The sequence below is a fragment of the Variovorax boronicumulans genome (assembly GCF_040544675.1).
GTDB lineage: Bacteria > Pseudomonadota > Gammaproteobacteria > Burkholderiales > Burkholderiaceae_C > Variovorax > Variovorax boronicumulans_D.
In genome coordinates, this window is record NZ_JBEPKK010000014.1 from 56,161 (window position 1) to 77,413 (window position 21,253).

The window sequence follows — 21,253 nt, forward strand, 5'->3', positions numbered from 1 at the left end:
AGCTGGCAGCGGGGCAGGGATGGCGGCAGGCATTGTAAGTGGGCCGATTAACCTTCGGACACAGTGATGACGGCTTTCGTCGCGCCCGCAACGGCGCCTGAACGGCGGCCCTGAAACATCGAGCGCCCGCCGCTTCTGCCCTTAAAGCAAGCGCGACACCTGCCTGGCCGCATCGATCAGCGCCGGCAGCATCGTCTCCTGCATCACCTTGGCGCTGGTGCGATTGGCCTGCCCGCTGATATTGAGCGCCGCCACCATGCGCCCCTGCCGGTTGACGATGGGCGCTGCCACCGAGATGAGCCCCTCTTCGAGCTCCTGGTTCACCAGGCACCACTGCTGCTTGCGCGCCTGCGCCACCTTGGCCATGAGCGCGTCGATGTCGGTCACCGTGTGCTTGGTGAGCGGCTCGATGCTCGAGGCTTCGAGCCGGGCGCGCACCTCGTCGTCTTCCAGGTCGGCCAGCAGCAGCCGGCCGAGCGAGGTGCAATAAGCCGGCAGCCGCGAGCCCACGCCCAGGCTGATGTGCATGATCTTCTTGGTCGGCACGCGCAGCACATAGACGATGTCGGTTGCATCCAGCACCGCCGCGGAGCACGACTCCTGCACCTGCTGCACCAGCGCTTCCATCACCGGCTCGGCGCGGTTCCAGATGGGCATGGACGACAGGTACGCAAAGCCCAGGTCGAGGATGCGCGGCGTGAGCGTGAAGAGCTTGCCGTCGGTCACCACATAGCCCAGCGCCTGCAGTGTGAGCAGGATGCGCCGCGCCCCCGCCCGCGTGAGGCCGCTGCCCGCGGCCACTTCGCTCAGCGTCTGGCGCGGGGCGCTCTCGCTGAACGAACGGATCACCTGCAGGCCGCGCGCGAAGGACTGCACGTAGGTGTCGCCGGGGGCGGGTGTCTCAGGTGGGGTGGGTTTCGCGGGCCGGGTGGTCTGGGTTGCCATGGTGAGCGATCCTCTCTAAAATTCATTATACGAACATATGTTCTTTAGACGAACATTTTGTCTCGTTGTATTCAGCGTCGTTGGAACCCTTCTTCCTCACCCCGGAGACAAGCTTCATGATCAACAAGATCGCGCGCTCGGTCGCGGATGCCCTGGCAGGCATTCAAGACGGCGCCACGGTTCTCATCGGCGGCTTCGGCACCGCCGGCATTCCCGGCGAACTCATCGACGGCCTCGTCGAGCAGGGCGCCAAGGACCTCACCGTCGTCAACAACAACGCAGGCAACGGCGAGACCGGTCTGGCCGCGCTGCTCAAGGCCGGCCGCGTGCGCAAGATCATCTGCAGCTTTCCGCGCCAGGCCGACAGCCAGGTGTTCGACGGCCTCTACCGCAGCGGCAAGCTGGAGCTCGAACTCGTGCCCCAGGGCAACCTGGCCGAGCGCATTCGCGCCGCGGGCGCGGGCATCGGCGCCTTCTTCTGCCCCACCGGCTACGGCACCCAGCTGGCCGGCGACCGCGAAACCCGCGAGATCGACGGCAAGCAGTACGTGCTGGAGTACCCCATTCACGGCGACGTGGCGCTCATCAAGGCCGAGCGCGGCGACCGCTGGGGCAACCTGGTCTACCGCAAGGCTGCGCGCAACTTCGGCCCGGTGATGGCCATGGCCTCGAAGAAAACCATCGCCACCGTGCACGACATCGCAGAGCTCGGCACCCTGGACCCCGAGACCATCGTGACCCCGGGCATCTTCGTGCACCAGGTGGTGCGCATCGAACGCGTGGCCACCCAGGCCGGCGGTTTCAAGAAGGCAGCATGACCATGAGCACCACTTACCAACGCCGCACCAAGGACCAGCTCGCCGCCCGCGTGGCGCAGGACATCTTCGACGGCGCCGTCGTCAACCTGGGCATCGGCCAGCCCACGCTGGTGGCCAACCACCTGCCCAAGGGCCGCGAAGTCATCCTGCAGAGTGAGAACGGCATCCTCGGCATGGGCCCCGCGCCCGAGGCCGGCGAAGAAGACTACGACCTCATCAACGCCGGCAAGCAGCCCGTGACGCTGCTGGCGGGCGGCTCGTTCTTTCACCACGCCGACAGCTTCGCGATGATGCGCGGCGGCCACCTCGACATCTGCGTGCTCGGCGCGTTCCAGGTGTCGGCCACCGGCGACCTGGCCAACTGGCACACCGGCGAGAAAGACGCCATTCCCGCCGTCGGCGGCGCGATGGACCTGGCCATCGGCGCCAAGCAGACCTGGGTGATGATGGATCTGCTCACCAAGCAGGGCGCGAGCAAGCTGGTCAAAGAGTGCAGCTATCCGCTCACCGGCATCGGCTGCGTCAAGCGCGTGTACGCCGATCTCGCCACGCTCGAATGCACGCCGCAAGGCCTGAAGCTCGTCGACCTGGTCGAGGGCCTCAGCCGCGAAGAACTCGAGAAGCTGGTCGGCCTGCCGATCGCTGCGTAAAACCACCCAAGCAATCAAGAGACAAAGCACATGACCAACCAAGCCTTCATCTGCGACGCCGTTCGCACCCCCTTCGGCCGCTACGGCGGTTCACTCAGCAGCGTGCGCACCGACGACCTGGGCGCAGTGCCGCTCAAGGCGCTGATGGAACGCAACAAGAACGTCGACTGGCAGGCCGTGGGCGACGTGCTCTACGGCTGCGCCAACCAGGCCGGCGAAGACAACCGCAACGTCGCGCGCATGTCGTCGCTGCTCGCGGGCCTGCCGCTGGAACTGGGCGGCGCCACCATCAACCGCCTGTGCGGTTCGGGCCTCGATGCCGTGGGCACCGCAGCCCGCGCCATCCGCGCCGGTGAAGCCGGCTTGATGATTGCCGGCGGCGTGGAGAGCATGAGCCGCGCCCCCTTCGTCATGCCCAAGGCCGAGAGCGCCTTCAGCCGCAACAACGCGGTGTACGACACCACCATCGGCTGGCGCTTCGTCAACAAGCTCATGAAGGCGCAGTACGGCGTCGACTCGATGCCCGAGACGGCCGAGAACGTGGCCACCGACTACAAGATCGGCCGCGAAGCGCAAGACCTGATGGCGCTCAACTCGCAGCTGCGCGCCGTGGCCTCGCAGAAGTCCGGCTTCTTCGACGCCGAGATCGTGCCCGTGACCGTGCCGCAGAAAAAAGGCGACGCGATCATCGTCAACAAGGACGAGCATCCGCGCGAGACCAGCATCGAGTCGCTCGCCAAGCTCAAGGGCGTGGTGCGCCCCGACGGCACCGTGACCGCGGGCAATGCCAGCGGCGTGAACGACGGCGCCTGCGCGCTGCTGCTGGCCGACGAAGCCAGCGCCGCCAAGCATGGCCTGACGCCGCGCGCCCGCATCGTCGGCATGGCGACCGCCGGCGTGGCGCCGCGCGTCATGGGCATCGGCCCCGCGCCCGCCACGCAGAAGGTGCTGGCGCTCACGGGCCTGACCATCGACCAGATCGACGTCATCGAACTCAACGAAGCCTTTGCGGCGCAAGGCCTCGCTGTGCTGCGCCTCTTGGGCCTGCAGGACGACGACGCGCGCGTGAACATCAACGGCGGCGCCATCGCGCTCGGCCATCCGCTCGGCGCCAGCGGCGCACGCCTGGCCACCACCGCCGTCAACCAGCTGCACAAGGGCGGCGGCCGCTATGCGCTGTGCACCATGTGCATCGGCGTAGGGCAGGGCATTGCCGTGATCCTCGAACGCGTCTGACCGCGACACCGCACAGCTCAGCACAACAACCAATCAGAAGCAGAACCCAAGCCATCGGAAGCCGCGCACACAGCGGCCCGATGGCATTTTTTCAACCAAGAGGATCAGAAGAGAAATGAAGAGCACGAAAAAGACGACGACCACCACCAAGGCCGCGCGCCGCAGCATCGCACTGGCAGCACTCGCCGCGGTTTCGCTGGCCACCGCCGGCCTGCTGCCCGCCACCGCATCCGCGCAGGCAGCCTTTCCCACCAAGCCCGTGCGCATCATCACGCCGTTTCCGGTGGGTGGCGGCCCCGACGGCGTGGCCCGCCTGGTGGCCGACAAGCTCTCGCGTGCGTGGGGCCAGCCGGTGGTGGTCGAGAACCGCCCGGGCGGCAACGGCTTCATTGCCATCGACGCCTTCAAGCGCGGCGCGAAAGACGGCCACGACATCATCGTGCTCGACAACGTGCACCTGGCCGCGTACCCCGCGCTCTTCAAGAAGCTGCCCTACGACAGCGCCAAGGACTTCGACACGCTGCTGCCGCTGTTCAAGACGTATTTCTTCTTCACCGTTGCCACCAACAGCAAATACAAGACCGTGGGCGACCTGATTGCCGACGCCAAGGCCAACCCCGGCAAGCTCGACTACGGCTCGTGGTCCATCGGCAACCCGGTGCACCTGGGCTCCGAACTTTTCGAGTCGGCCACCGGCACGCAGATGGAGCACATCGTCTACAAGGAGACGACGCAGCTCTACACCTCGGTAGCCACCGGCGAACTCGCCTTTGCCCTGGGCAGCAGCGCCACCGCCGGCCCGCTGCAACGCGCGAACAAGCTGCGCTTCCTGGCCGTGGCCGCGCCTCAGCGCAACGCCGGCTTCCCCGACGTGCCCACCGTGGCCGAATCGGGCGGACCCAAGGGCTTCGAGGTGATCGGCTGGAACGCGATCGCCGTGCCCAAGGGCCTGCCCGCGTCGGTGACGGAAAAGATCAAGCGCGACATCGAGAAGGGGCTTGCGGAACCCGATGTGCTGGAGAAGTTCAAGAGCTTTGGCTACGAGCCCTTCCCCACGACGCGGCCGCAGTTCGATCAGTTTGTGGCGAGTGAGACGCAGCGGTTTGGGGATGTGATCAAGAAGGCGAATGTGTCGTTGGATTGATCGAGCCCGTCAGGGCTGTCAACCGTGGTGTAAAGTGTCAACCCGCCTGTCAAGTTATGGTCGAGGAGAAACACATGGGTAAAAAGCTGACCAACGCCCCGGTCTACTACACGGTTGCCCAGGTCCGATTCAACCCGGTCCTGGACTTGGATGGCTACATCGCGGCCATCCAGTCCAAGATGCGTGAGGCGCATTTCCCCGATTACAAGAAGGAAGTCTTTCAGCAGCTGGTGTTGCCCTTCGGTGGGGGAGAACAAGGGCAGATGGCCGCGCCCACGGTGACGCCGCAGGCGCGCTATCAATTCGGCGACATTGCCGGGCGCACTCTGTTCCTGCTGGAGACGAATGCGCTTTCGCTCCAGACCACGAACTACGAAACCTTCGAAACCTTCTCGGAGATCCTCCTGAAGGGGCTGAGCATGCTGCACGACGCCCTGCGCCTCGACTTTGTCGAGCGCATCGGCCTGCGGTACCTGGACGCGGTTCAGCCGTCGAAGGACGGCGAAACGCTGCGGGAATTCCTCGTGCCTGAAGTGCTGGGGCTTGCGCTGCGAGGAGAGGGGCAACTTCAGCACTCGGTCAGCGAGACTGTCGTGTCGATGGCCGCCGGGCAGCTTGTGTCGCGTGTTCTCATCCGCCATGGGCATGTTGGCCTTCCCCTGGAACTGGGCGGCTTTGCCCCCGCCATCGACCCTCGCTTTACCCAACGCGAGAGCCTGCATGCCATCGTCGACACAGACGCGTCCATCGGCCAGCGGGAGGCGTTCGACCTGTCCAAGGTGGAGGCACGCCTGACCGCGCTCCATGACGAAATCGTCAAGTCCTTCAACGCCACGGTGACCGACCATGCCCGGGCCTCCTGGGCCTAAGGGGGAAGCACCATGAACGCAGCAACGACCTACGGCGGCTGGGTTACCGACCGGCCGGCCGCAACCGGCGTCTCTTCCACCCTCGTTCGCTGGGTGGGGTGGATGACCGCTACCGCAGGTGCCGCATTGACCGGCATCGGCACCGGCGGCGAGCTTTCGCTGGAGCACCTGCAACGCAGTGCACAGCAGGCGCAGCACAGGGTGTCCGGGTTCGAGATTGCGCCGGTCGATCCAACGCGCACGCCTGCCGAAGACCTGTCGCGCATCCGCGAGGTGCTGAAGCCCGCCATCTCCGATCTTGCGACGACGTTCGGTGTGTCGCGGCAGTCTGTCTACAACTGGCTCAATGGCGAACCCGTTGCCAACGAGAACGCCGCGAAACTGCAGGACCTCGCCCTGGCCGCTGACGTGCTGGCGCACGGAGGCGCAAGCATCAATTCAACCTTGCTCAAGCGCAAGTTCGCCAACGGCCGCACTTTGATGCAGGTTGCGCAGGCGGGTGAGTCCGCCAGGGAGGCCGCCCTGATGCTGCTCCAGATTCAAAGGCGCGAGGCGGCGCAACGCGAACGCATGAATGCGCGGTTCGCGCATCGGGCGAAGACGCCGGCCAGCGCCGACTTCGACCTTCCCGCAGCCAACGACCTTACCTGAAGGTAAGACGTGGCGGAGTGGAATCGCGACACCCCATGGCGTCAGGGGCATCTGCTGGGCGAAGACGCGATCGAAGCCTTGGGGCTTCGACACGCTGCGGCGCCCGAGCAGACGCTCTTCATCGTCGCCACCCACGACTGCGACCTCGCCCAAGCCCCTGAAGGGGAGCCTGTCATCGAGGTGGTCGCCGGTCGTCCGGTCGCGGACAAAGACGGCAACTGCACCCACGCCAAAAATGCCCGCAAGCTCAATGTCGAATTTGGGGGCGCTGCGGTTTTCTGGGCCGAGTTCGAGGCGACCACCAAGGTCGGCATCGACAAGCTCGCATTGAACGAATTTGCGCCTCGCCCCGAAGCGCAGCTGACGCCGGAGAACCTCGCCGTCTTTCAGATGTGGCTGGCCAGCCGTTATCGCCGCTCGGCATTCCCCGATGAATTCGAGCGTCGACTGTCCGCGAAGGACTTCAAGCTGAACGAGAAAATTGCCAAGGCTGTGAAACCCCATGGGGAACTGATTGTTGGCGTCTTCTTCGATGTGGACGAAGGTGCCGAACTCACGCGCGAAGGCGCTGACGACACCTATACCCTCGACATCACCATCCTGCATTCGGCCGACCCCGACTTCGAAGCGGCAGAGAAGGCGGCGGAAGCGGCAGCCAAGGCCATCGAGAAGGCATTCAGGGACAAGCTGTTCGACCCGACCAAGAAGTGGCAGCACATCGAACTGCGCTCCTGCGAGCTGGTGTCGGAGTCGGTCCTGACCTACCAGCAGTTCAAGCAATTGAAGCGCTGGCGGCTGGAGCACATCAGCTTGGGAGCGGAGCCGCCGCAGGCTGTGCTGGCCGAATAAGGCTGCTGCCCAAGCGCGGCCCTGGACTCGCCGACGTGCCGAACGTGGCCGAATTGGGCGGACCGAAGGGCTTCGAGGTAATCGGCTGAAACGCGATTGCCGTGCCCAAGGACCAGCCCGCGTCGGTGACGGAAAGATCAAGCGCGACATCGAAAAGGGGCTGGCGGAACCCGATTTGCTGGAGAATTTCGAGAGCTTTGGGTACGAGCCCTTCCGGACGACGCGGCCGCAGTTTGATCAGTTTGTGGCGCGTGAGACGCAGTGGTTTGGGGTTGTGATCAAGAAGGCGAATGTTCGTTGGATTGATTGATTGGGTTGCGGGGTAGCCCGCGTCGATTGCCATGTGGCCCCACTTAAGTGCTGAGGCCGATTTTCTTGAGAAATCAGTTTCAAGAAATGAGCCTCAACGCACTTGGGTAGCGTTTGCGGTCGATGTTTCAGGCGCAACATCTGGTGGCTTCCGGATGAATCCTTGGAGAAGAAGTTGAGGAAAAAACTAAATATCGACACCGTGGGAAAACTAGTTGGACCCGTGGGGTTGCCGTTGGCGGTGCTCTATACATACTGCATGTTCGTTCACCCCTGGCTAGCGCGGCAAGGCAGTTGGGAATACGTCCAGAACGTCTGGGACCGGTGGCAGACTTTCAACGCAGCGGCACTCGCCTTCGCTGCCAGCGTGATTGTTTTGCAGGTTGCCCGCTACAAGGATGAGAAACAGCGGGGGCGCGATTTCAGAGCGACCAAGGCTTTTCTGCCTGCGGCCTTGAGCGAGCTGAGCGCCTACTTTAAGGGCAGCGCACAAACGCTTCACGAAGCGTGGTCCTTGCAAGGTCAATCCCAACATATCAAAGCACCCGCGGCGCCCATCCTTTACAAGGACGCTTTCAACGAGTGCATCAGACACGCCACGCCGCAGATCGGCGACTATTTCGCCAACGTGCTCGCAGATCTTCAGGTTCACGAAGCGCGCATTGGAGAACTCCACCAGGGAAACTACAGCAAGGACACTCTGCTCTACTATCTGCGCAGCTTGGGCCATCTTCAGGTTCGACTGAACAAGCAATTCGACTTCGCAAGAGGCGAGAAAGAATTCGACAACACGTCGCTTGAATGGGGTGATTTCAAAAACGCATATTCAACGTTTGGAATTGGATCGGCCAGCATTGGGAACTTCCATGACGACTTAGGAAATTCACTAGAGAGTGTGACGAAGAAGTTGATCAAAAAGCTGAATCATCAGGCCCAATGAGTTTGTCTGTCTAGGCACCCAAGCACTCGTAAACTCAGACCAAGAGCAGCAATAGTGATATGAAGATTCAATGCATTGAGCGCGACGTTCGCCAGATGTTGGAGTTAAGGGGTTACCTGATCCCTTGCTTGCAACGCCCCTACTCGTGGGACGCTTGCGAATTCGACCCGGTCATTAGATAGGCCGCGGCTGGAGATTTTGGTGAGCCTGAACCTTGATCAATTCGAAGCGGCCTCAGTTGGTAGCACCTTTGCGCGCGAAGTGGCCAGAATGGAGCAGGAGCGGGCTTCCTTGCGCGAAGCTTTTGCCCATAGTGTCGATGCCACCCAGCAGTTCAAAGAGCTTGCACGGGCAGGTTCTGTCTACTCGCAGATCGCCAAGGAACTCACCGAGTCTCGTTCAACTGCGGCCCTGACTGGACAGCGGTACAAGGACCTCTTGGCGGGTACATCACCCGCATCCAAGGCCGTCAAGGCCTGGCAAGAGTCCCAGCGCGATCAGCAAGAGCACATCCGGAAGATGCTCGAACCTCTGGCCGATATCCGCAAAAGCTTCATGCGCGATGAAGCCACCGGGCGGCTCATCAAGGAAGCCGCCTTGGGCACCACGATTCGCGATCAGTTCAAGGACGTGTTCTCTGGCCTTTCAGGTGTTGGGTCGGTGGCCAAGATGTGGGCCCAGCAGATGGAAGAAGCGCGCATTCAGACCCGCAGCGCCTTTGAGGGCGTGCGGCTTGGCAGTGCCATAGGCCCATACTTCAAAGACTTCGAGCAGATCAACAAGCAGTGGAGGGTGCCCTCTGAGCTGTTGGACGTTGTGGCCTCTCTCAAAGTGCTTCGAGGTCAGATCGGCAAGGTGGCCTTGCCCACCATCGATTGGAGCTCTGCTGCGGCTTTGGCAAAGCTCATGGGAGAAGAGGGCCTAGAAGAGCAACTGGCCCATCTTGGCATTAAGCCTGATGGCTCCCTGCAGGAGCAACGCGACGCGCCAGAAAAGGGACTGTTAAGCCGCAAGCAGTCTGATGCGGTGGCCCTAGTGGGCTTGCTGCTGGCAATCATTGGCATTTGGATGACGATCCAAATTTTCTTCTATCAAGAGAACGCCGGAAAAGCACAGCAGGCCACGCACGAGGAGCAAGCGGCCAAGCAACTGCGCCAACTAGAAAGCCTCAATCGCCTTGTTGAGAAGGCCCTCGAGCAAGCTGCCAAAGCGCAGGAAGAGCGCTTTGTCGTGCGCGAGCGCACAGCCACCATTCGCTCAAAACCTGAGCATGGATCGGCTGTAGAGGGGAAGCTCATGCCTAATGAAGTGGCGCGAGCCGTCGACCGCAAAGGCCGCTGGGTAGAGGTCGAGTATTACCACTGGCTGCACGAGGAGTACCGTACGGGGTGGGTCTTGAAACGCTACTTGGAGCGGGTGCCCTCCAACTATTCCAAGCCCAAGCCCAAGCCCAAGCTGTAAGCCCGATCGAGCCGTGGGACACCGCGATTGCACGAGGTTCATAACCACCAGCCACACCGTGTGATGAGCACTGCCGTCGCAACGCTCTTGGATTGGACTTGCCACGTCGTATTCAGGCGTCATCCACCCGCCGTCGCGTGAACGTGACCTTGAGTTCTTTGAAGTAAGCCATCTGCGGCTCCTCCCTTCTCGCGGAGCCCGAGTATTTATAGCTTGCAGGATGGTGATGTTCGCAACTTGCAGCCGACGCGCGCTGCTGCGTCGATATCGCTAAGCGCTCGCGTCCGCCTCCTCCCCGTTTTCGGGCAGCCTCCCCGCCCACCGAAGCATCTGTTACTTCCTGACATCCGCCAGGGGTACCCCATTTGCCCTTCGCAGCGCCCGACGCACAGGGCCCGCTTACACCCCTTACCCGGCCCATCCAGAGTACCCCCGCTGGGGTATAGGCGTAACCGCAACGCGTACTTACATTTTTAACTCGCGATCCGAAATCAACGTTGTGCGCAAAAGCAGTCAGTCAATGGCTGCTCTTGGGCGCGGGGCGCTCCGCCCGGTCAGGGACAGAAAAAACAAGTTGAGAAAAAAGCCATGAACAGAATCTTCCGAACCCTTTGGAATTCCACCGTCGGCACCTGGGTGGCCGCGCCGGAGATCTCGCGCGGCCGGTCGCGCTCGTCGTCCAGCAGCAGTAGCAACACCGCAGGCACCGTGCGCGCCGTGGCATCCGTCGCCGCAACCGCCGCCCTGCTGGTCGGCGCGGTGCCGCTGGTGCTCGCGGCCGGCGGCGCGGGCGGGGTGCCTGTGGGGCAGGCCACGATATTGAACGGCGGCGCTGGCGGCAGCGACGGCGCCGGGGGCGGCGGCGGGTTCAACGACAGCATGCTCAACGCATCGGGCGGCGCGGGCGGGGCGTCGACGGCGGGCGGCGTCACGGCGGGGGCCAGCGCCAACATCGGCAGCTTCGGCGGTGCCACGGCGGGCGCGGGTGGCGCGGCGGGGGCGGCGAGCGTGCCTGCGGGGCCGGGTGCGTTTCAGGGCGACGCCGGCAGCGCGGGCCAGGCGCAGACGGGCGGGCCGGGCGTGGGCGACGGTTATGGCGGTGGTGGCGGCGGCGGCTTTCAGGGCGCGTCGGTGGCCAACAACATCACCAGTTCATCCGACAACAACACGGGCGGCGCCGGTGGCGCGGGCGGCGACGGCTACTGGGCGGCGGGCGGCGGCGGCGCGGGCGGCTATGGCGCGATCCTCAACGGGCCGCTGGGCAGCTACACGGCCTCGGGCACTTCCACGGGCGGCGCGGGCGGGCAGGGCGGCAACGCTTTCTCGCAAGGCGGCGGCGGTGGCAGCGGGGGCGGCGGGTTTTATCTGAACGCGACGAACCCGGGGCTCGGCGTGACCAACACAGGCACGCTCGCGGGCGGGGCAGGCGGTGCGGGCGGGTCGGAGCTGCCGGGCGCGCGCCTGAACGACGCGGGCGGCGGCGGCGGGGCAGGGGGCATCGGCGCCACGCTGGCGGGCGCGGCGGTGTCGTTCGGCAACACGGGCTCCATCGTCGGCGGAGCCGGGGGCGCGGGCGGCGCGGCGGGCGGTGGCGTGGGCGGCACGGGCGCGCCGGGCAGCGGCGGCGACGGCGGGGCCGGGCTGGCATCCACTGGCGCGGGCACGGTCGTGACCAACACGGGCACCATCGCCGGCGGGGCGGGCGGTGTGGGCGGGGCCAACAGCAACGGCGGCGCTGTCGGCGCCAACGGGGTGGGCGGCGCGGGCGTCACGGGCGCCAACCTGGCGCTGGCCAACGGCGGAAGCATTTCTGGCGGGCTGGGCGGCGACGGTGTCACCCGGGCCGCGGCGGTGGCGTTCACGGGTGGGGCCAACAGCCTCACGGTGAATGCCGGTGCGTCGATGACGGGCGCCATCGACATCGGCACGGGCGCCACCGCGAGCGTGATCGCGGGCGCCGACGGCCTGGTCGTCAACAACGCGCTGCTGCTGGGCGGCACGGGCACCATCGACACCAACGGGCGCGACCTGGCCTGGACGGGCGCCATCTCGGGCGCCAGCGATCTGGTGAAGTCGGGCGCGGGCGTGCTCACGCTGAGCGGCGCCGACACGCATGCAGGCGCAACCACCGTGGCGGCGGGCACGCTGCGCGCGGGCGCTGCCAATGTGCTGAGCGCCGCGAGCGCCTTCAACGTGGCTTCGGGCGCGGTGCTGGACCTGGCGGGCAACAGCCAGGCGGTGGCGTCGGTGGCCAACAGCGGCACGGTGTCGCTGGTGGGCGCGGCGCCGGGCACCACGCTCACCGTCCACGGCCCGTGGGTGGGCAACGGCGGCACGCTGCGCCTGGGCACCGCGCTGGGCGGCAGCGCGAGCGCGAGCGACCGGCTCATCCTGAGCGGCCCCACGGCCGTCGCCAGCGGCAGCACCAGCGTGCAGATCGTCAACCTGGGCGGCCTGGGCGCGCTGACCACCGGCAACGGCATCGAGGTGATCAGCGCCATCAACGGCGCGACCACCACCGCGCAGACCACCCGCAGCGCCTTCACCCTGGCCGGCAGCCATGTGGACGCGGGTGCCTACGAGTACCGGCTGTATGCGGCCGACGCAAGCGGCGCCGGCGAAAACTGGTATCTGCGCTCGACCGCTGCCGCGGCCGGCGGCGGCGGCACGGGCGGCGGCCTGGTGCCCACCTACCGCGCCGAAGTGCCGCTGTACGCCGCGCTGCCCGAGCAGTTGCGCCAGTCGGGCCTGGCGATGCTGGGCAACATGCACCAGCGCACGGGCGACGACTTTGGCGCAAGCGCCAACACGGCCATGCCCGCGCAGGGCTACCGCCAGGCCTGGGGCCGCATCATCAGCACCGACCGCACCATCTCGCAGGGCGGCACGGTGAGCCCGACCAGCAAGGGGCGGCTCACGGGTTTTCAGGCGGGCACCGACCTCTGGGCGGACCCCAACTTCCGCGTGGGCGTGTACGTGGGCCAGCTCGACGGTGACATACGCGTGAACGGATTCGCCAGCGGCCTGGCGAACAGCGCGGTGGGCACCAACGATCTGAAGAGCCAGTACCTGGGCGTGTATTCGACCTGGAAGAACAACAGCGGCCTGTACATCGACGGCGTGCTGCAGGCCGGCCGCCAGCGCTACACGGCGTCGCCTGCGCTCGGTGTTTCCAGCGGCGGCAAGGGCAGCAGCCTGCTGGCGTCGGTAGAGGTGGGCCAGTCGTTCCCCATTGCCGAGCGCTGGACCATCGAGCCTCAACTGCAGCTGGTGCATCAGCGGGTGAGCCTGGACGACACCGGCATCGCCGGCGCACGCGTGCAGCAGGACAGCCACAACGGCCTGCTGGTGCGCGCCGGCGTGCGCGTCAAGGGCCAGATCGACACCGGCGCCGGCCTGCTGCAGCCCTATGTGCGGGCCAATGTGTACCGCGGCAGCAAAGGCACCGACGTGACCCGCTTCATCGGCCCCGCCGGCCTGACCGACATCGCCACTCGCACCGGCGGCACCAGCACCGAACTGGCGGCCGGCGCCACGCTGCAGGTGGCCGACAACGTGAGCGTGTACGGCGAGCTGGGCAAGCTGTGGGGCAGCAGCGGGGACGCGCGCGTGAAGAGCGGGGTGAATGCGAGCGTGGGGGTGAAGCTGCGGTGGTGACGTGGTGGTGATGTTGTTGTACGCCGCGAAGAGCGGCGCGCAGCACGCTACCGCCCCAGCGCCTGCACATGCCCCAGAAACGCCCGAAGGTGCGAGGGCCGCACCGGCTTCACGATGACCGGCAGGCCGGCCGCGCGCGCCGCGTCCAGGTAGTCGCCGCCCACGTCGCCGGTGACGATGAGCGCGGGCAGTTCGGCATCGTCCAGTGCCGAGCGCAAATCTTCGATGGCCTGGATGCCGCTCACCTGCGGCCCCAGCCGCAAGTCCACCACCAGCGTCTGCGGCCTGAAGCCGGTTTGCAGCACGCCCAGCGCGCCCTGCACGTCGCTCGCGGAGCGCACGTCCATGCCCCATGAACTGAGCAGCCCGCACAGCGCCTGCAGCGAGCGCTGGTCGTCATCGACCACCAGGATGCGCATCGCCAATGCGGGTGGCGTTGAAGAGGTGGATGCGCGCCCCGCATCGTCCGCGCGCTCGCTCGCGTTCGCGTCTGCGCTCGCATCGGCCAGCGGAAGCTGAAGTTCGAACACGCTGCCCTGACCGAGCACCGAGCGGGCCGCCACGCGCAGGTCGAGCAGCTCGCTCAAGCGCTTGACGGTGGCCAGCCCCAGGCCGTAGCCCAGGCGCCGGTCGCGCGCGGGGTTGTCGACCTGAAAGAACTCATCGAACACCTGCGACAAGTGTTCGGCCGCAATGCCGACGCCGGTGTCTTCGATGCACAGCAGCAGCCGGCCGTCGGCGATGCGGCTGGCAATGCGCACATGGCCCTCGCGCGTGTAGCGGATGGCGTTGGCCAGCAGGTTGGTGACCACCCGTGCGAGCAAGGCCCGGTCGCTGCGCACGGCCACATGGCCGGCGGCGATCTCGAAGCGCAGCCCCTTCGCGACGGCCACCGCCTGGTGCGGGCGGCAGCAGTCGGCCAGCAGCTCGTCGATGGCAAAGACCGACCACTGCGGGCTGAGCGATCCGGCGTCGGCGCGGGTGATGTCGAGCAGGTCGTCCACCACGTCGGTCATGCCGTCGGCGCAGGCCACCAGCTGCTCCGACATTTCCTTGACGTGGCGTTCGGTGCTCACGTTGTGCACGGTTTGCGCCAGCAGCGACATCGCATTGAGCGGCTGGCGCAGGTCGTGGTTGGCCGACGCGAAAAAACGCATGCGCGCGGCCACCGCTTCTTCGGCGGTGCGGCGGGCGGCGTTGGTGCGTTCGTTCTCGGCGCTCAACGCAATCACCAGTTCGGCATTGCGGCGGCGCTGCGCCTGGATTTCGTGCAGGGCGGACGAGAGCTCCCTGGAACTGAGCAGGGTGTAGATGCCGATGAGCGACACGATCAGCGCCAGCGCCAGGTGGTAGCTGCCGCCGAACCACACGTCGCGCAGCACCAGCGGCGCGAGGATGAGCGCCACGTAGACGATGGGCGCACGGCCCATGGTCGACAGGCGTATCGCCCCGCCCAGCGACACCGTGACCATGGTGATGTGAAGAATGGCCTCGGCCTGCGCGGGCCCGTCGCTGCGCAGCAGCACGCACAGCACGCCCAGCGAAAAGGCCATCAGCTGGTTGGTGGCCATGATGGGCAGCACCATCGCCGGCAGGTTGGCGCGCAGGGCCGGCCGCAACGCCCATGCGAGCCAGATGCCCATGCGGACGGCAACGATGAGGCAGTAGACGACGAACCATGCGCGCACCCGCGCGCCGTCCGCGCCGTCCGCATATTCGAGGTAGCACAGAAGGCCCGCCATGGCCGCCAGGATCCAGGCCCACGGCGTGGAGCGAATCATCTGCTCCAGCTGCTGGAACTGCAGCTCCGAAAAGGCCAGGCGCGAAGCGACCAAGCCGCTGAACCCGGTGGGGCGGCCGTGGCTTCGTTCGTGCGGCACTGGCGCAGGCGAGCTCATCGCAGATCCAGCATCAGCCCCGCGCGCCGCGCCTGCACCAGCAGGTGGGTGCGGTTGCGCGCATCCATCGCATCGAGCAGCGCCGTGATGTGCAGCTTGACGGTGCGCTCGGCAATGTTCAGTTCGGCGGCGATCTGCTTGTTCTGCCGGCCCTGGGCCACCAGCAGCAGCACTTCGAGCTGCCGCGGGGTGAGGCCCGAGGCCGGCAGGCTGGCGCGCGGCTGCAGCACGTCGAACGATTCGCCGCCGGCGGCCACTTCGTCGAGCGCGGCGGCAATGCGCGCCACCGGCTGCGACTTGCCGATGAAGCCGGCCGCCCCCGCGGCACGCGCGCGCGCGGCCAGGGCCGGTTCTTCGTCGCCGGAAATCAAGAGGCGCGACACCAAAGGGTGGCGGGCGCCGAACAGGCGCAGCCCCTCCAGGCCGTCTTCGCCGCCCAGGCGGTAGTCGATGAGCACGATGTCGGGCGGGCTCTGCGAGGCGCGCTCCACGCCCTGCCCGAGCGACAGGGCGGTCTCGACCTGGAAGTCGGGCCGGGCGTGCGTGAGCGCATGCGCAAAGCCGACACCGAACAGCGGGTGATCGTCGACAAGCAGGAGTTTCATGGGGCCGTGATCCTCGGCGCGGGCCCACGCGGGCGCGCCTTCTTCTCCTCGTTGGGCGCCATTGTCCACACGGGGCGGCGCGGCGCCAGCGGGTCGCGGCGGGGCCTGGCCCGGCGCTTCAGCAGCGGCCGGCGGCGCGCAGCAATGCGTTGCAGGCCTGGGTGGGCGCGGGTGCCGGGGCGGTGCCTGCGGCCGGCCGTGCGTTGCCGCCTCGGCGTGCGGAGGCGGGGGCGTCGGTCTGGCGCATCTCCTGGCACACGGCATCGCTCACCACGCGGCCCACCATCGAAACGGCGCCTTCCACATAGCAGTTGTAGGTGCGGCCGCCGTCGGTCTTGGCGATGAAGGTGGTCTGCACGCCGCTGTCGGCGCGGTTCGAGATGGTGAAGGCACTGGGCGGCAAGCCCAGCGCGCGCGAGGTGTTGGTGACGATGGCGTCGTCGGTCACCGCGGTGGAGGCGCACCCGCCGGCAAGCGCGGCGGCCATCAGCAATGCGGGCAGAAGAAGGCGTGGTGAATGTGTCATGCAACGGTGTGGAGTGGAGGGGCGCGAACGAGCCCGCGCCAGGACACCGAGCCTAGCCAGACCCCGCGCGCTGCGATACAGCACCTTCGGGCAGGTGCCCGATGGTGCTATGGCCCGCGCCCGGGCTCGTTCCTACGATCCGACGCTCTTGTCTTGAACAGCACAGAAGGCGCCGGGTCCCGGCGCCAGCGAACGAGGAATGGCAGATATGACCCCAAAGAACATCTTCAGGCGATGGACGGCGTGCGCATCGACCCTGGGCTTGGCAGCCTTGTTGTCGGCCTGCGGCGGTGGCAGCGGCGGCGGCTCCGGCGGCGCGATTTTTCCGCCCATCAACATCCCTCCGCCGGCGGGCACTGCGTTGCGGCTTGACGTGAGCATCACCGGCGCGGGCCGCGTGGCGTCGCAGCCCGCGGGCATCGACTGCGCGGACAGCTGCGGGGCCGATTTCGCGGCCGGCACGCAGGTCACGCTCACGGCCACGCCGACGGCGGGGCAGGTGCTGGGCAGTTGGGGCGGCGCGTGCAGCAGCAACGCATCCACCTGCAGCGTGCGCATGGACGCCGCGCGCACCGTGACGGCTGCGTTCGTCGCCGCGCCGCCCGTGGTGGGTTGGGGCGATGCGGTCACGCTGTCGGCCGGCGGTGCGAGCCAGCCGAAGGTGGTGGTCGATGCGCAAGGGCGCGCGCTGCTGGTGTGGCGCCAGCTCGAGGCCGGCCAGTTGATCGACAGGCTGTGGGGCAGCCTCTACCGCCCGGGCGACGGCTGGAGCGCGCCGCAGCGCCTGGAAGCCAACAGCGGCAGCGTGCGCGACATTCGCGTGGCCATCGACAAGAACAGCGGCCGTGCCGTGGTGGCGTGGACGCAACTGAGCTCGCCGGGCGCCTACGACATGTGGGCGCTGCAGGTCGACCCGGCCACCGGCTGGGGTGCACCGGCGCTGCTGGAAGCAGGCGCCGGCACGGTCGGCTTCGCGAGCACGGGCATCGACGCCAACGGCAACGCGGTGGCGGTGTGGTCGCAGATCGGCCCGGCCTCGCGCTTCAGCATCTATGCCAACCGCTACACGCCCTCGGGCGGCTGGGGCACGGCGGAACTGATCGAGACCGACGAGGTCTCGGGTGCGGTGAACGGCGATCCGGCCGTGGTGGTGGCGGGCTCGGGCGAAGCGCTGGCGGTGTGGAAGCGCTCCACCGGCATCAGCTCATCGCTGTGGACCAACCGCGCCAACGCGAGCGGCACCTGGGGCGCGGCGGCAGAGCTGGTGCCCGACGCCGGCACCTCGCAATCGATAGGTGCGCACGACCTGGCAATCGACGCCGGCGGCAATGCGCTGCTGGCCTGGGGCCAGGTCGACCTGCCCGGCGGCGGCAGCCAGTGGGAAAGCGCCGTGTGGTTCAAGCGCTTCTCGGGCGGCGCATGGCAGGGCGGCACGGCACGTGTGGGCGCGCCGTTCCTGTCGGCGCAGGCCTTCCTGAGCACGCCGGTGCTGCGCGTGAACGCGGCCGGCGCGGCGGTGGTGAGCTGGGGGCGGCAGGACAACGCGCTCATGGCCGCCACGGCGGCACCGGGCGCGGCCTTCGGCGCGGACACGGTGGTGCGTGCGGCGGCTTCGCAAGAGCTCACCAGCCTGCCCGGCCTGGGCGTGGACGACGCCAGCAACGCGATTGCCGCGTGGACGCAGGCCCCCGGCGACCTCTACACCTCCCGCCACACGCTGGCCGAAGGCTGGGGCACACCAGCCTTGCAAGAGAGCAGCGACGAAGCGGCGAACACGCCCGACGTCGGCATGAACGAGCTGGGGAATGCGGTGCTGGCTTGGCAGCAGTTCGACCCGGCGGTGGGAACGCGCATCTATACGCGGCACTACGGGTCGGGCAGGTAGCAACCGCCGACGCAGGCCCGGGCTTGAGCGTCCCTGGGCCTGTCCGTGGTGGGCCACGCGGCGACCGCCGTGCACAATCGGTCGCCCCACAGCCCACCACTTCGCCCAGGCGGCGCATGCGAATCCAAGAACTCAAACAACGCCTGCGCGACGCGGGCGCAGGCCCCAGCCACGAGCAGCGCATCCTGCGGCTGTGGTCCCATGCGCTCCCGCGCGACAGCGGCAGGCGCCTGCCGCACAGCTTTTTCCCGTCGTCGTTGATGGAGGCCCTGCCGGCCATCGAAGCCGAACTGGCGGGGCTTGCGCGCATCCACACCGTGCATGCCGGCGCCGACGGCTCCGAGCGGCTGCTCGTCGCCCTGGCGGACGGCCAGACGGTAGAGAGCGTGCTGCTGCCGCGCGACGGGCTGTGCGTGTCGTCGCAGGTCGGATGTGCCGTAGGGTGCCAGTTCTGCATGACGGGGCGCGATGGGCTGCTGCGCCAGGTGGGCAGCGCCGAAATCATTGCGCAGGTCGCGCTCGCGCGCACGCGCCGCAAGGTGCGCAAGGTGGTGTTCATGGGCATGGGCGAGCCGGCCCACAACCTGGACAACGTGATGGAGGCCATCGAGCTGCTGGGCACGGTGGGCAACATCGGCCACAAGAACATCGTGTTTTCCACCGTGGGCGATCCGCGTGCGTTCGAGCGGCTGCACCGCGAACGCGTGAAGCCTGCGCTGGCGCTGTCGTTGCACACCACCAAGGCTGGCCTGCGCAAGACGCTGCTGCCGCGCGCGCCGAACATGACGCCCGAAGAACTGGTCGGCGAAGGCGAGCGCTATGCGCGCGCCACCGGCTACCCGATTCAATACCAGTGGGCGCTGCTCGAAGGCGTGAACGACGGGCCGGATGAGATCGAAGGCATCGTCGGCTTGCTGTCGGGCAAGTACGGCGTGCTGAACCTGATTCCGTTCAACGCGGTGGACGGCGTGGCCTTCAGCCGCCCGTCGTGGGAGCGCTGCGAGGAGATGGCGCGCACGCTGCACAAGCGCGGCATCCTGACGAAGCTGCGCGATTCGGCCGGGCAGGATGTGGACGGTGGGTGCGGGCAGTTGAGGGCGCGGGCGGCGGGGGTGCCGGTGGTGGTGCGAAGGGCCGCCGCTCGCAGTGCCAGCGGCGCGAGCTGATCGGCGCCGCCATTCAGAAGGACTTTTCATGGCCCAGAACATCTACGACACCCCCGCCTTCTTCGAGGGCTACCAGCAACTGCCGCGCTCGGTGCTCGGCCTGGACGGCGCGCCCGAGTGGCCCGCCTTGCGTGCGCTCGTGCCGCGGCTGCAGGGCTTGCGGGTGGTCGACCTGGGCTGCGGCCTCGGCTGGTTCTGCCGATGGGCGCGCGCGCAGGGCGCGTCATCGGTGCTGGGGCTCGACGTGTCGCAGCGCATGCTGGAGAAGGCCGCAACGCTGGGCGTGGACAGCGGCATCGTCTACGAGCGCGCCGACCTGGAGGCGCTGGCGCTCTCGCCGCAGTCCATCGACTTTGCCTACAGCTCACTTGCCTTTCACTACATCGAAGATCTGGCCGCGCTGCTGGGCACGGTGCACCGTGCACTGATGCCGGGCGGGCGGCTGGTGTTTTCCATCGAGCACCCGATCTTCATGGCGCCACGCACGCCGGGCTGGCACGTGGACGCCCAAGGGCGCAAGTCATGGCCGCTGGACAGCTATCAGATGGAAGGGCCGCGCATCACGAACTGGCTGGCCGAAGGTGTGGTGAAGCAGCATCGCACGCTGGGCACCTTGCTCAACACGCTGGTGCAGACGGGTTTCAGCATTGCGCACGTTCAGGAGTGGGGGCCTACCGATGAACAGGTGGCCGCGGTGCCGTCGCTGGCTGAAGAGCGCGAGCGGCCGATGATGCTGCTGGTGAGCGCCAACCGGTAGGCGGCGGCGCCCGCGCTTGCTCAGCGAATCAGGCGTAGGCCTTGGAAGAAAGCTTCTGCAGCATCGTGTTCTGCCGCGCCTCTTCGGAATCGCGCAGGCTCTTGGCGGCGCGGGCGGCCACATAGGCCACGTACAGTGTCTCGATGGCCTTGGCCCAGTCGTGGGCTTTTTGCGAAATGCCCTCGGGTTTCACGGCGGCACCGGTGACGGCATGGGTCGATAGATCGTCGTCCGGACGCGCCGGCACGTCGAACCCCACCTTGCTGAGGATGCTGGCTTTCTGAAGGATGGTGAGCATGCGGGTTGCCTCTCTGTGTTCACACGCACTGGCAGGTTAGCGGGGGCCGGCAAGAAGCGGTATCCGTCGTATGACGTATGCACTTCTCGCCGCCCGGGTTCGGGGTCGATACAGGACTATCAAGTTTCATGCCATGCCTCGCGTCCCGGATCGATCAGCAGGTCGGGATGCGTTGCGCCTTCATCGATTGGGACTAACCCTGAAGCGGCGCGGACGGGCGATGGGGTCGGGCGCAGGTCCGCGTGGCGGCCAAAAGTTTTATTTAGCGTGTCAGGCGTACGCCCGGAAGCCATACGGCTGCAGCAGCACGCCCGACTGCTGCGCCTCTTCGGCGTCCCGCAGGCTCTTGGCGGCGCGGGCGCTGGCGTAGTCGACATACAGCGCGTCTACCACCCGGCTCCAGTTGGCCGCGTCCACGGCCGCCGTGTCGCCTTGCAGGTGAACCTGCGGCGCCTGGGAGGGCAGGTCGTAACCCGCCTTGCGGAGGATGTCGGCTTTGTGCGCGGTGCTGAGCATGGGTGGCCTTTGTGGATACGCAGAGAAGATAGCGCTGCACAAGCGGCGTGCCATCGCCGGCATGGCGTGTCCG

Annotated in this window: 19 protein-coding genes; 13 read left to right on the forward strand and 6 right to left on the reverse strand. The window is 67.0% G+C overall.

All coding sequences use genetic code 11. From position 1 onward, the window contains the following. Positions 1 to 141: 141 nt before the first annotated feature. A complete protein-coding gene (locus tag ABIC90_RS21845; RefSeq protein WP_354357793.1) occupies positions 142 to 945 on the reverse strand; it encodes an IclR family transcriptional regulator domain-containing protein in 804 nt (267 codons plus the stop codon). A 116-nt stretch (positions 946 to 1,061) separates the two neighbouring features. Here ABIC90_RS21845 and ABIC90_RS21850 point away from each other — a divergent pair, with 116 nt between their 5' ends. The 10 genes from ABIC90_RS21850 to ABIC90_RS21895 all read left to right on the forward strand — a co-directional run bounded on the left by ABIC90_RS21850 (position 1,062) and on the right by ABIC90_RS21895 (position 13,529). Continuing rightward, entirely contained in the window at positions 1,062 to 1,763 is a 702-nt protein-coding gene (locus ABIC90_RS21850) for a 3-oxoacid CoA-transferase subunit A (protein WP_354357795.1), read from the forward strand. Next, positions 1,760 to 2,413, forward strand: coding sequence for a 3-oxoacid CoA-transferase subunit B (locus tag ABIC90_RS21855; protein ID WP_354357797.1), 654 nt, complete (start codon positions 1,760 to 1,762; stop codon positions 2,411 to 2,413). Before ABIC90_RS21850 ends, ABIC90_RS21855 begins: the two co-directional genes overlap by 4 nt. A gap of 30 nt (positions 2,414 to 2,443) precedes the next feature. Continuing rightward, a complete protein-coding gene (gene pcaF / locus ABIC90_RS21860; protein WP_354357799.1) occupies positions 2,444 to 3,649 on the forward strand; it encodes a 3-oxoadipyl-CoA thiolase in 1,206 nt (401 codons plus the stop codon). Between the two features lie 115 nt (positions 3,650 to 3,764). Continuing rightward, positions 3,765 to 4,793, forward strand: a complete 1,029-nt coding sequence (locus ABIC90_RS21865; RefSeq protein WP_354357801.1) for a Bug family tripartite tricarboxylate transporter substrate binding protein — start codon at positions 3,765 to 3,767, stop codon at positions 4,791 to 4,793. A 74-nt stretch (positions 4,794 to 4,867) separates the two neighbouring features. Continuing rightward, a complete protein-coding gene (locus ABIC90_RS21870) occupies positions 4,868 to 5,662 on the forward strand; it encodes a TIGR04255 family protein (protein WP_354357803.1) in 795 nt (264 codons plus the stop codon). Positions 5,663 to 5,674: 12 nt separating this feature from the next. Continuing rightward, entirely contained in the window at positions 5,675 to 6,313 is a 639-nt protein-coding gene (locus ABIC90_RS21875) for a hypothetical protein (protein ID WP_354357805.1), read from the forward strand. A gap of 9 nt (positions 6,314 to 6,322) precedes the next feature. Continuing rightward, entirely contained in the window at positions 6,323 to 7,162 is an 840-nt protein-coding gene (locus tag ABIC90_RS21880; RefSeq protein WP_354357806.1) for a hypothetical protein, read from the forward strand. A gap of 472 nt (positions 7,163 to 7,634) precedes the next feature. Further along, positions 7,635 to 8,411, forward strand: a complete 777-nt coding sequence (locus ABIC90_RS21885; protein WP_354357808.1) for a hypothetical protein — start codon at positions 7,635 to 7,637, stop codon at positions 8,409 to 8,411. 201 nt (positions 8,412 to 8,612) lie between these two features. Next, complete coding sequence (locus ABIC90_RS21890) at positions 8,613 to 9,872, forward strand: SH3 domain-containing protein (protein WP_354357810.1); 1,260 nt, start codon at positions 8,613 to 8,615, stop codon at positions 9,870 to 9,872. Between the two features lie 588 nt (positions 9,873 to 10,460). Next, positions 10,461 to 13,529 (forward strand): autotransporter outer membrane beta-barrel domain-containing protein, encoded by a 3,069-nt coding sequence (locus ABIC90_RS21895; protein ID WP_354357812.1) that lies wholly within the window; start codon positions 10,461 to 10,463, stop codon positions 13,527 to 13,529. A 47-nt stretch (positions 13,530 to 13,576) separates the two neighbouring features. Here ABIC90_RS21895 and ABIC90_RS21900 read toward each other — a convergent pair whose 3' ends face one another. The 3 genes from ABIC90_RS21900 to ABIC90_RS21910 all read right to left on the reverse strand — a co-directional run bounded on the left by ABIC90_RS21900 (position 13,577) and on the right by ABIC90_RS21910 (position 16,558). Then, the gene (locus ABIC90_RS21900; RefSeq protein WP_354357814.1) at positions 13,577 to 15,427 is read right to left on the reverse strand and encodes an ATP-binding response regulator; all 1,851 of its coding nucleotides are present in this window, start codon (positions 15,425 to 15,427) and stop codon (positions 13,577 to 13,579) included. Beyond that, entirely contained in the window at positions 15,424 to 16,032 is a 609-nt protein-coding gene (locus tag ABIC90_RS21905; RefSeq protein ID WP_354357816.1) for a response regulator transcription factor, read from the reverse strand. The genes ABIC90_RS21900 and ABIC90_RS21905 overlap by 4 nt, the downstream gene beginning before the upstream one ends. Positions 16,033 to 16,150: 118 nt before the next feature. Continuing rightward, positions 16,151 to 16,558: a hypothetical protein gene (locus ABIC90_RS21910; RefSeq protein WP_354357818.1), complete on the reverse strand. Its 408-nt coding sequence runs from the start codon at positions 16,556 to 16,558 to the stop codon at positions 16,151 to 16,153. A gap of 208 nt (positions 16,559 to 16,766) precedes the next feature. Between ABIC90_RS21910 and ABIC90_RS21915 the strand changes: the two genes are divergently transcribed. The 3 genes from ABIC90_RS21915 (at position 16,767) to ABIC90_RS21925 (ending at position 20,366) form a co-directional block, all read left to right on the forward strand. Further along, positions 16,767 to 18,443, forward strand: coding sequence for an InlB B-repeat-containing protein (locus ABIC90_RS21915; RefSeq protein WP_354357820.1), 1,677 nt, complete (start codon positions 16,767 to 16,769; stop codon positions 18,441 to 18,443). Positions 18,444 to 18,559: 116 nt separating this feature from the next. Next, a complete protein-coding gene (locus tag ABIC90_RS21920; protein ID WP_354357822.1) occupies positions 18,560 to 19,609 on the forward strand; it encodes an RNA methyltransferase in 1,050 nt (349 codons plus the stop codon). 28 nt (positions 19,610 to 19,637) lie between these two features. Beyond that, positions 19,638 to 20,366 carry a class I SAM-dependent methyltransferase gene (locus tag ABIC90_RS21925; RefSeq protein ID WP_354357824.1) on the forward strand — a complete coding sequence of 243 codons (729 nt, stop codon included), beginning with the start codon at positions 19,638 to 19,640 and terminating at the stop codon, positions 20,364 to 20,366. A 28-nt stretch (positions 20,367 to 20,394) separates the two neighbouring features. Here the strand turns inward: ABIC90_RS21925 and ABIC90_RS21930 are convergent, their stop codons facing one another. Next, positions 20,395 to 20,664: a hypothetical protein gene (locus ABIC90_RS21930; protein ID WP_354357826.1), complete on the reverse strand. Its 270-nt coding sequence runs from the start codon at positions 20,662 to 20,664 to the stop codon at positions 20,395 to 20,397. 270 nt (positions 20,665 to 20,934) lie between these two features. Continuing rightward, positions 20,935 to 21,180 (reverse strand): hypothetical protein, encoded by a 246-nt coding sequence (locus ABIC90_RS21935; protein ID WP_354357828.1) that lies wholly within the window; start codon positions 21,178 to 21,180, stop codon positions 20,935 to 20,937. Between the last annotated feature and the right edge of the window lie 73 nt (positions 21,181 to 21,253).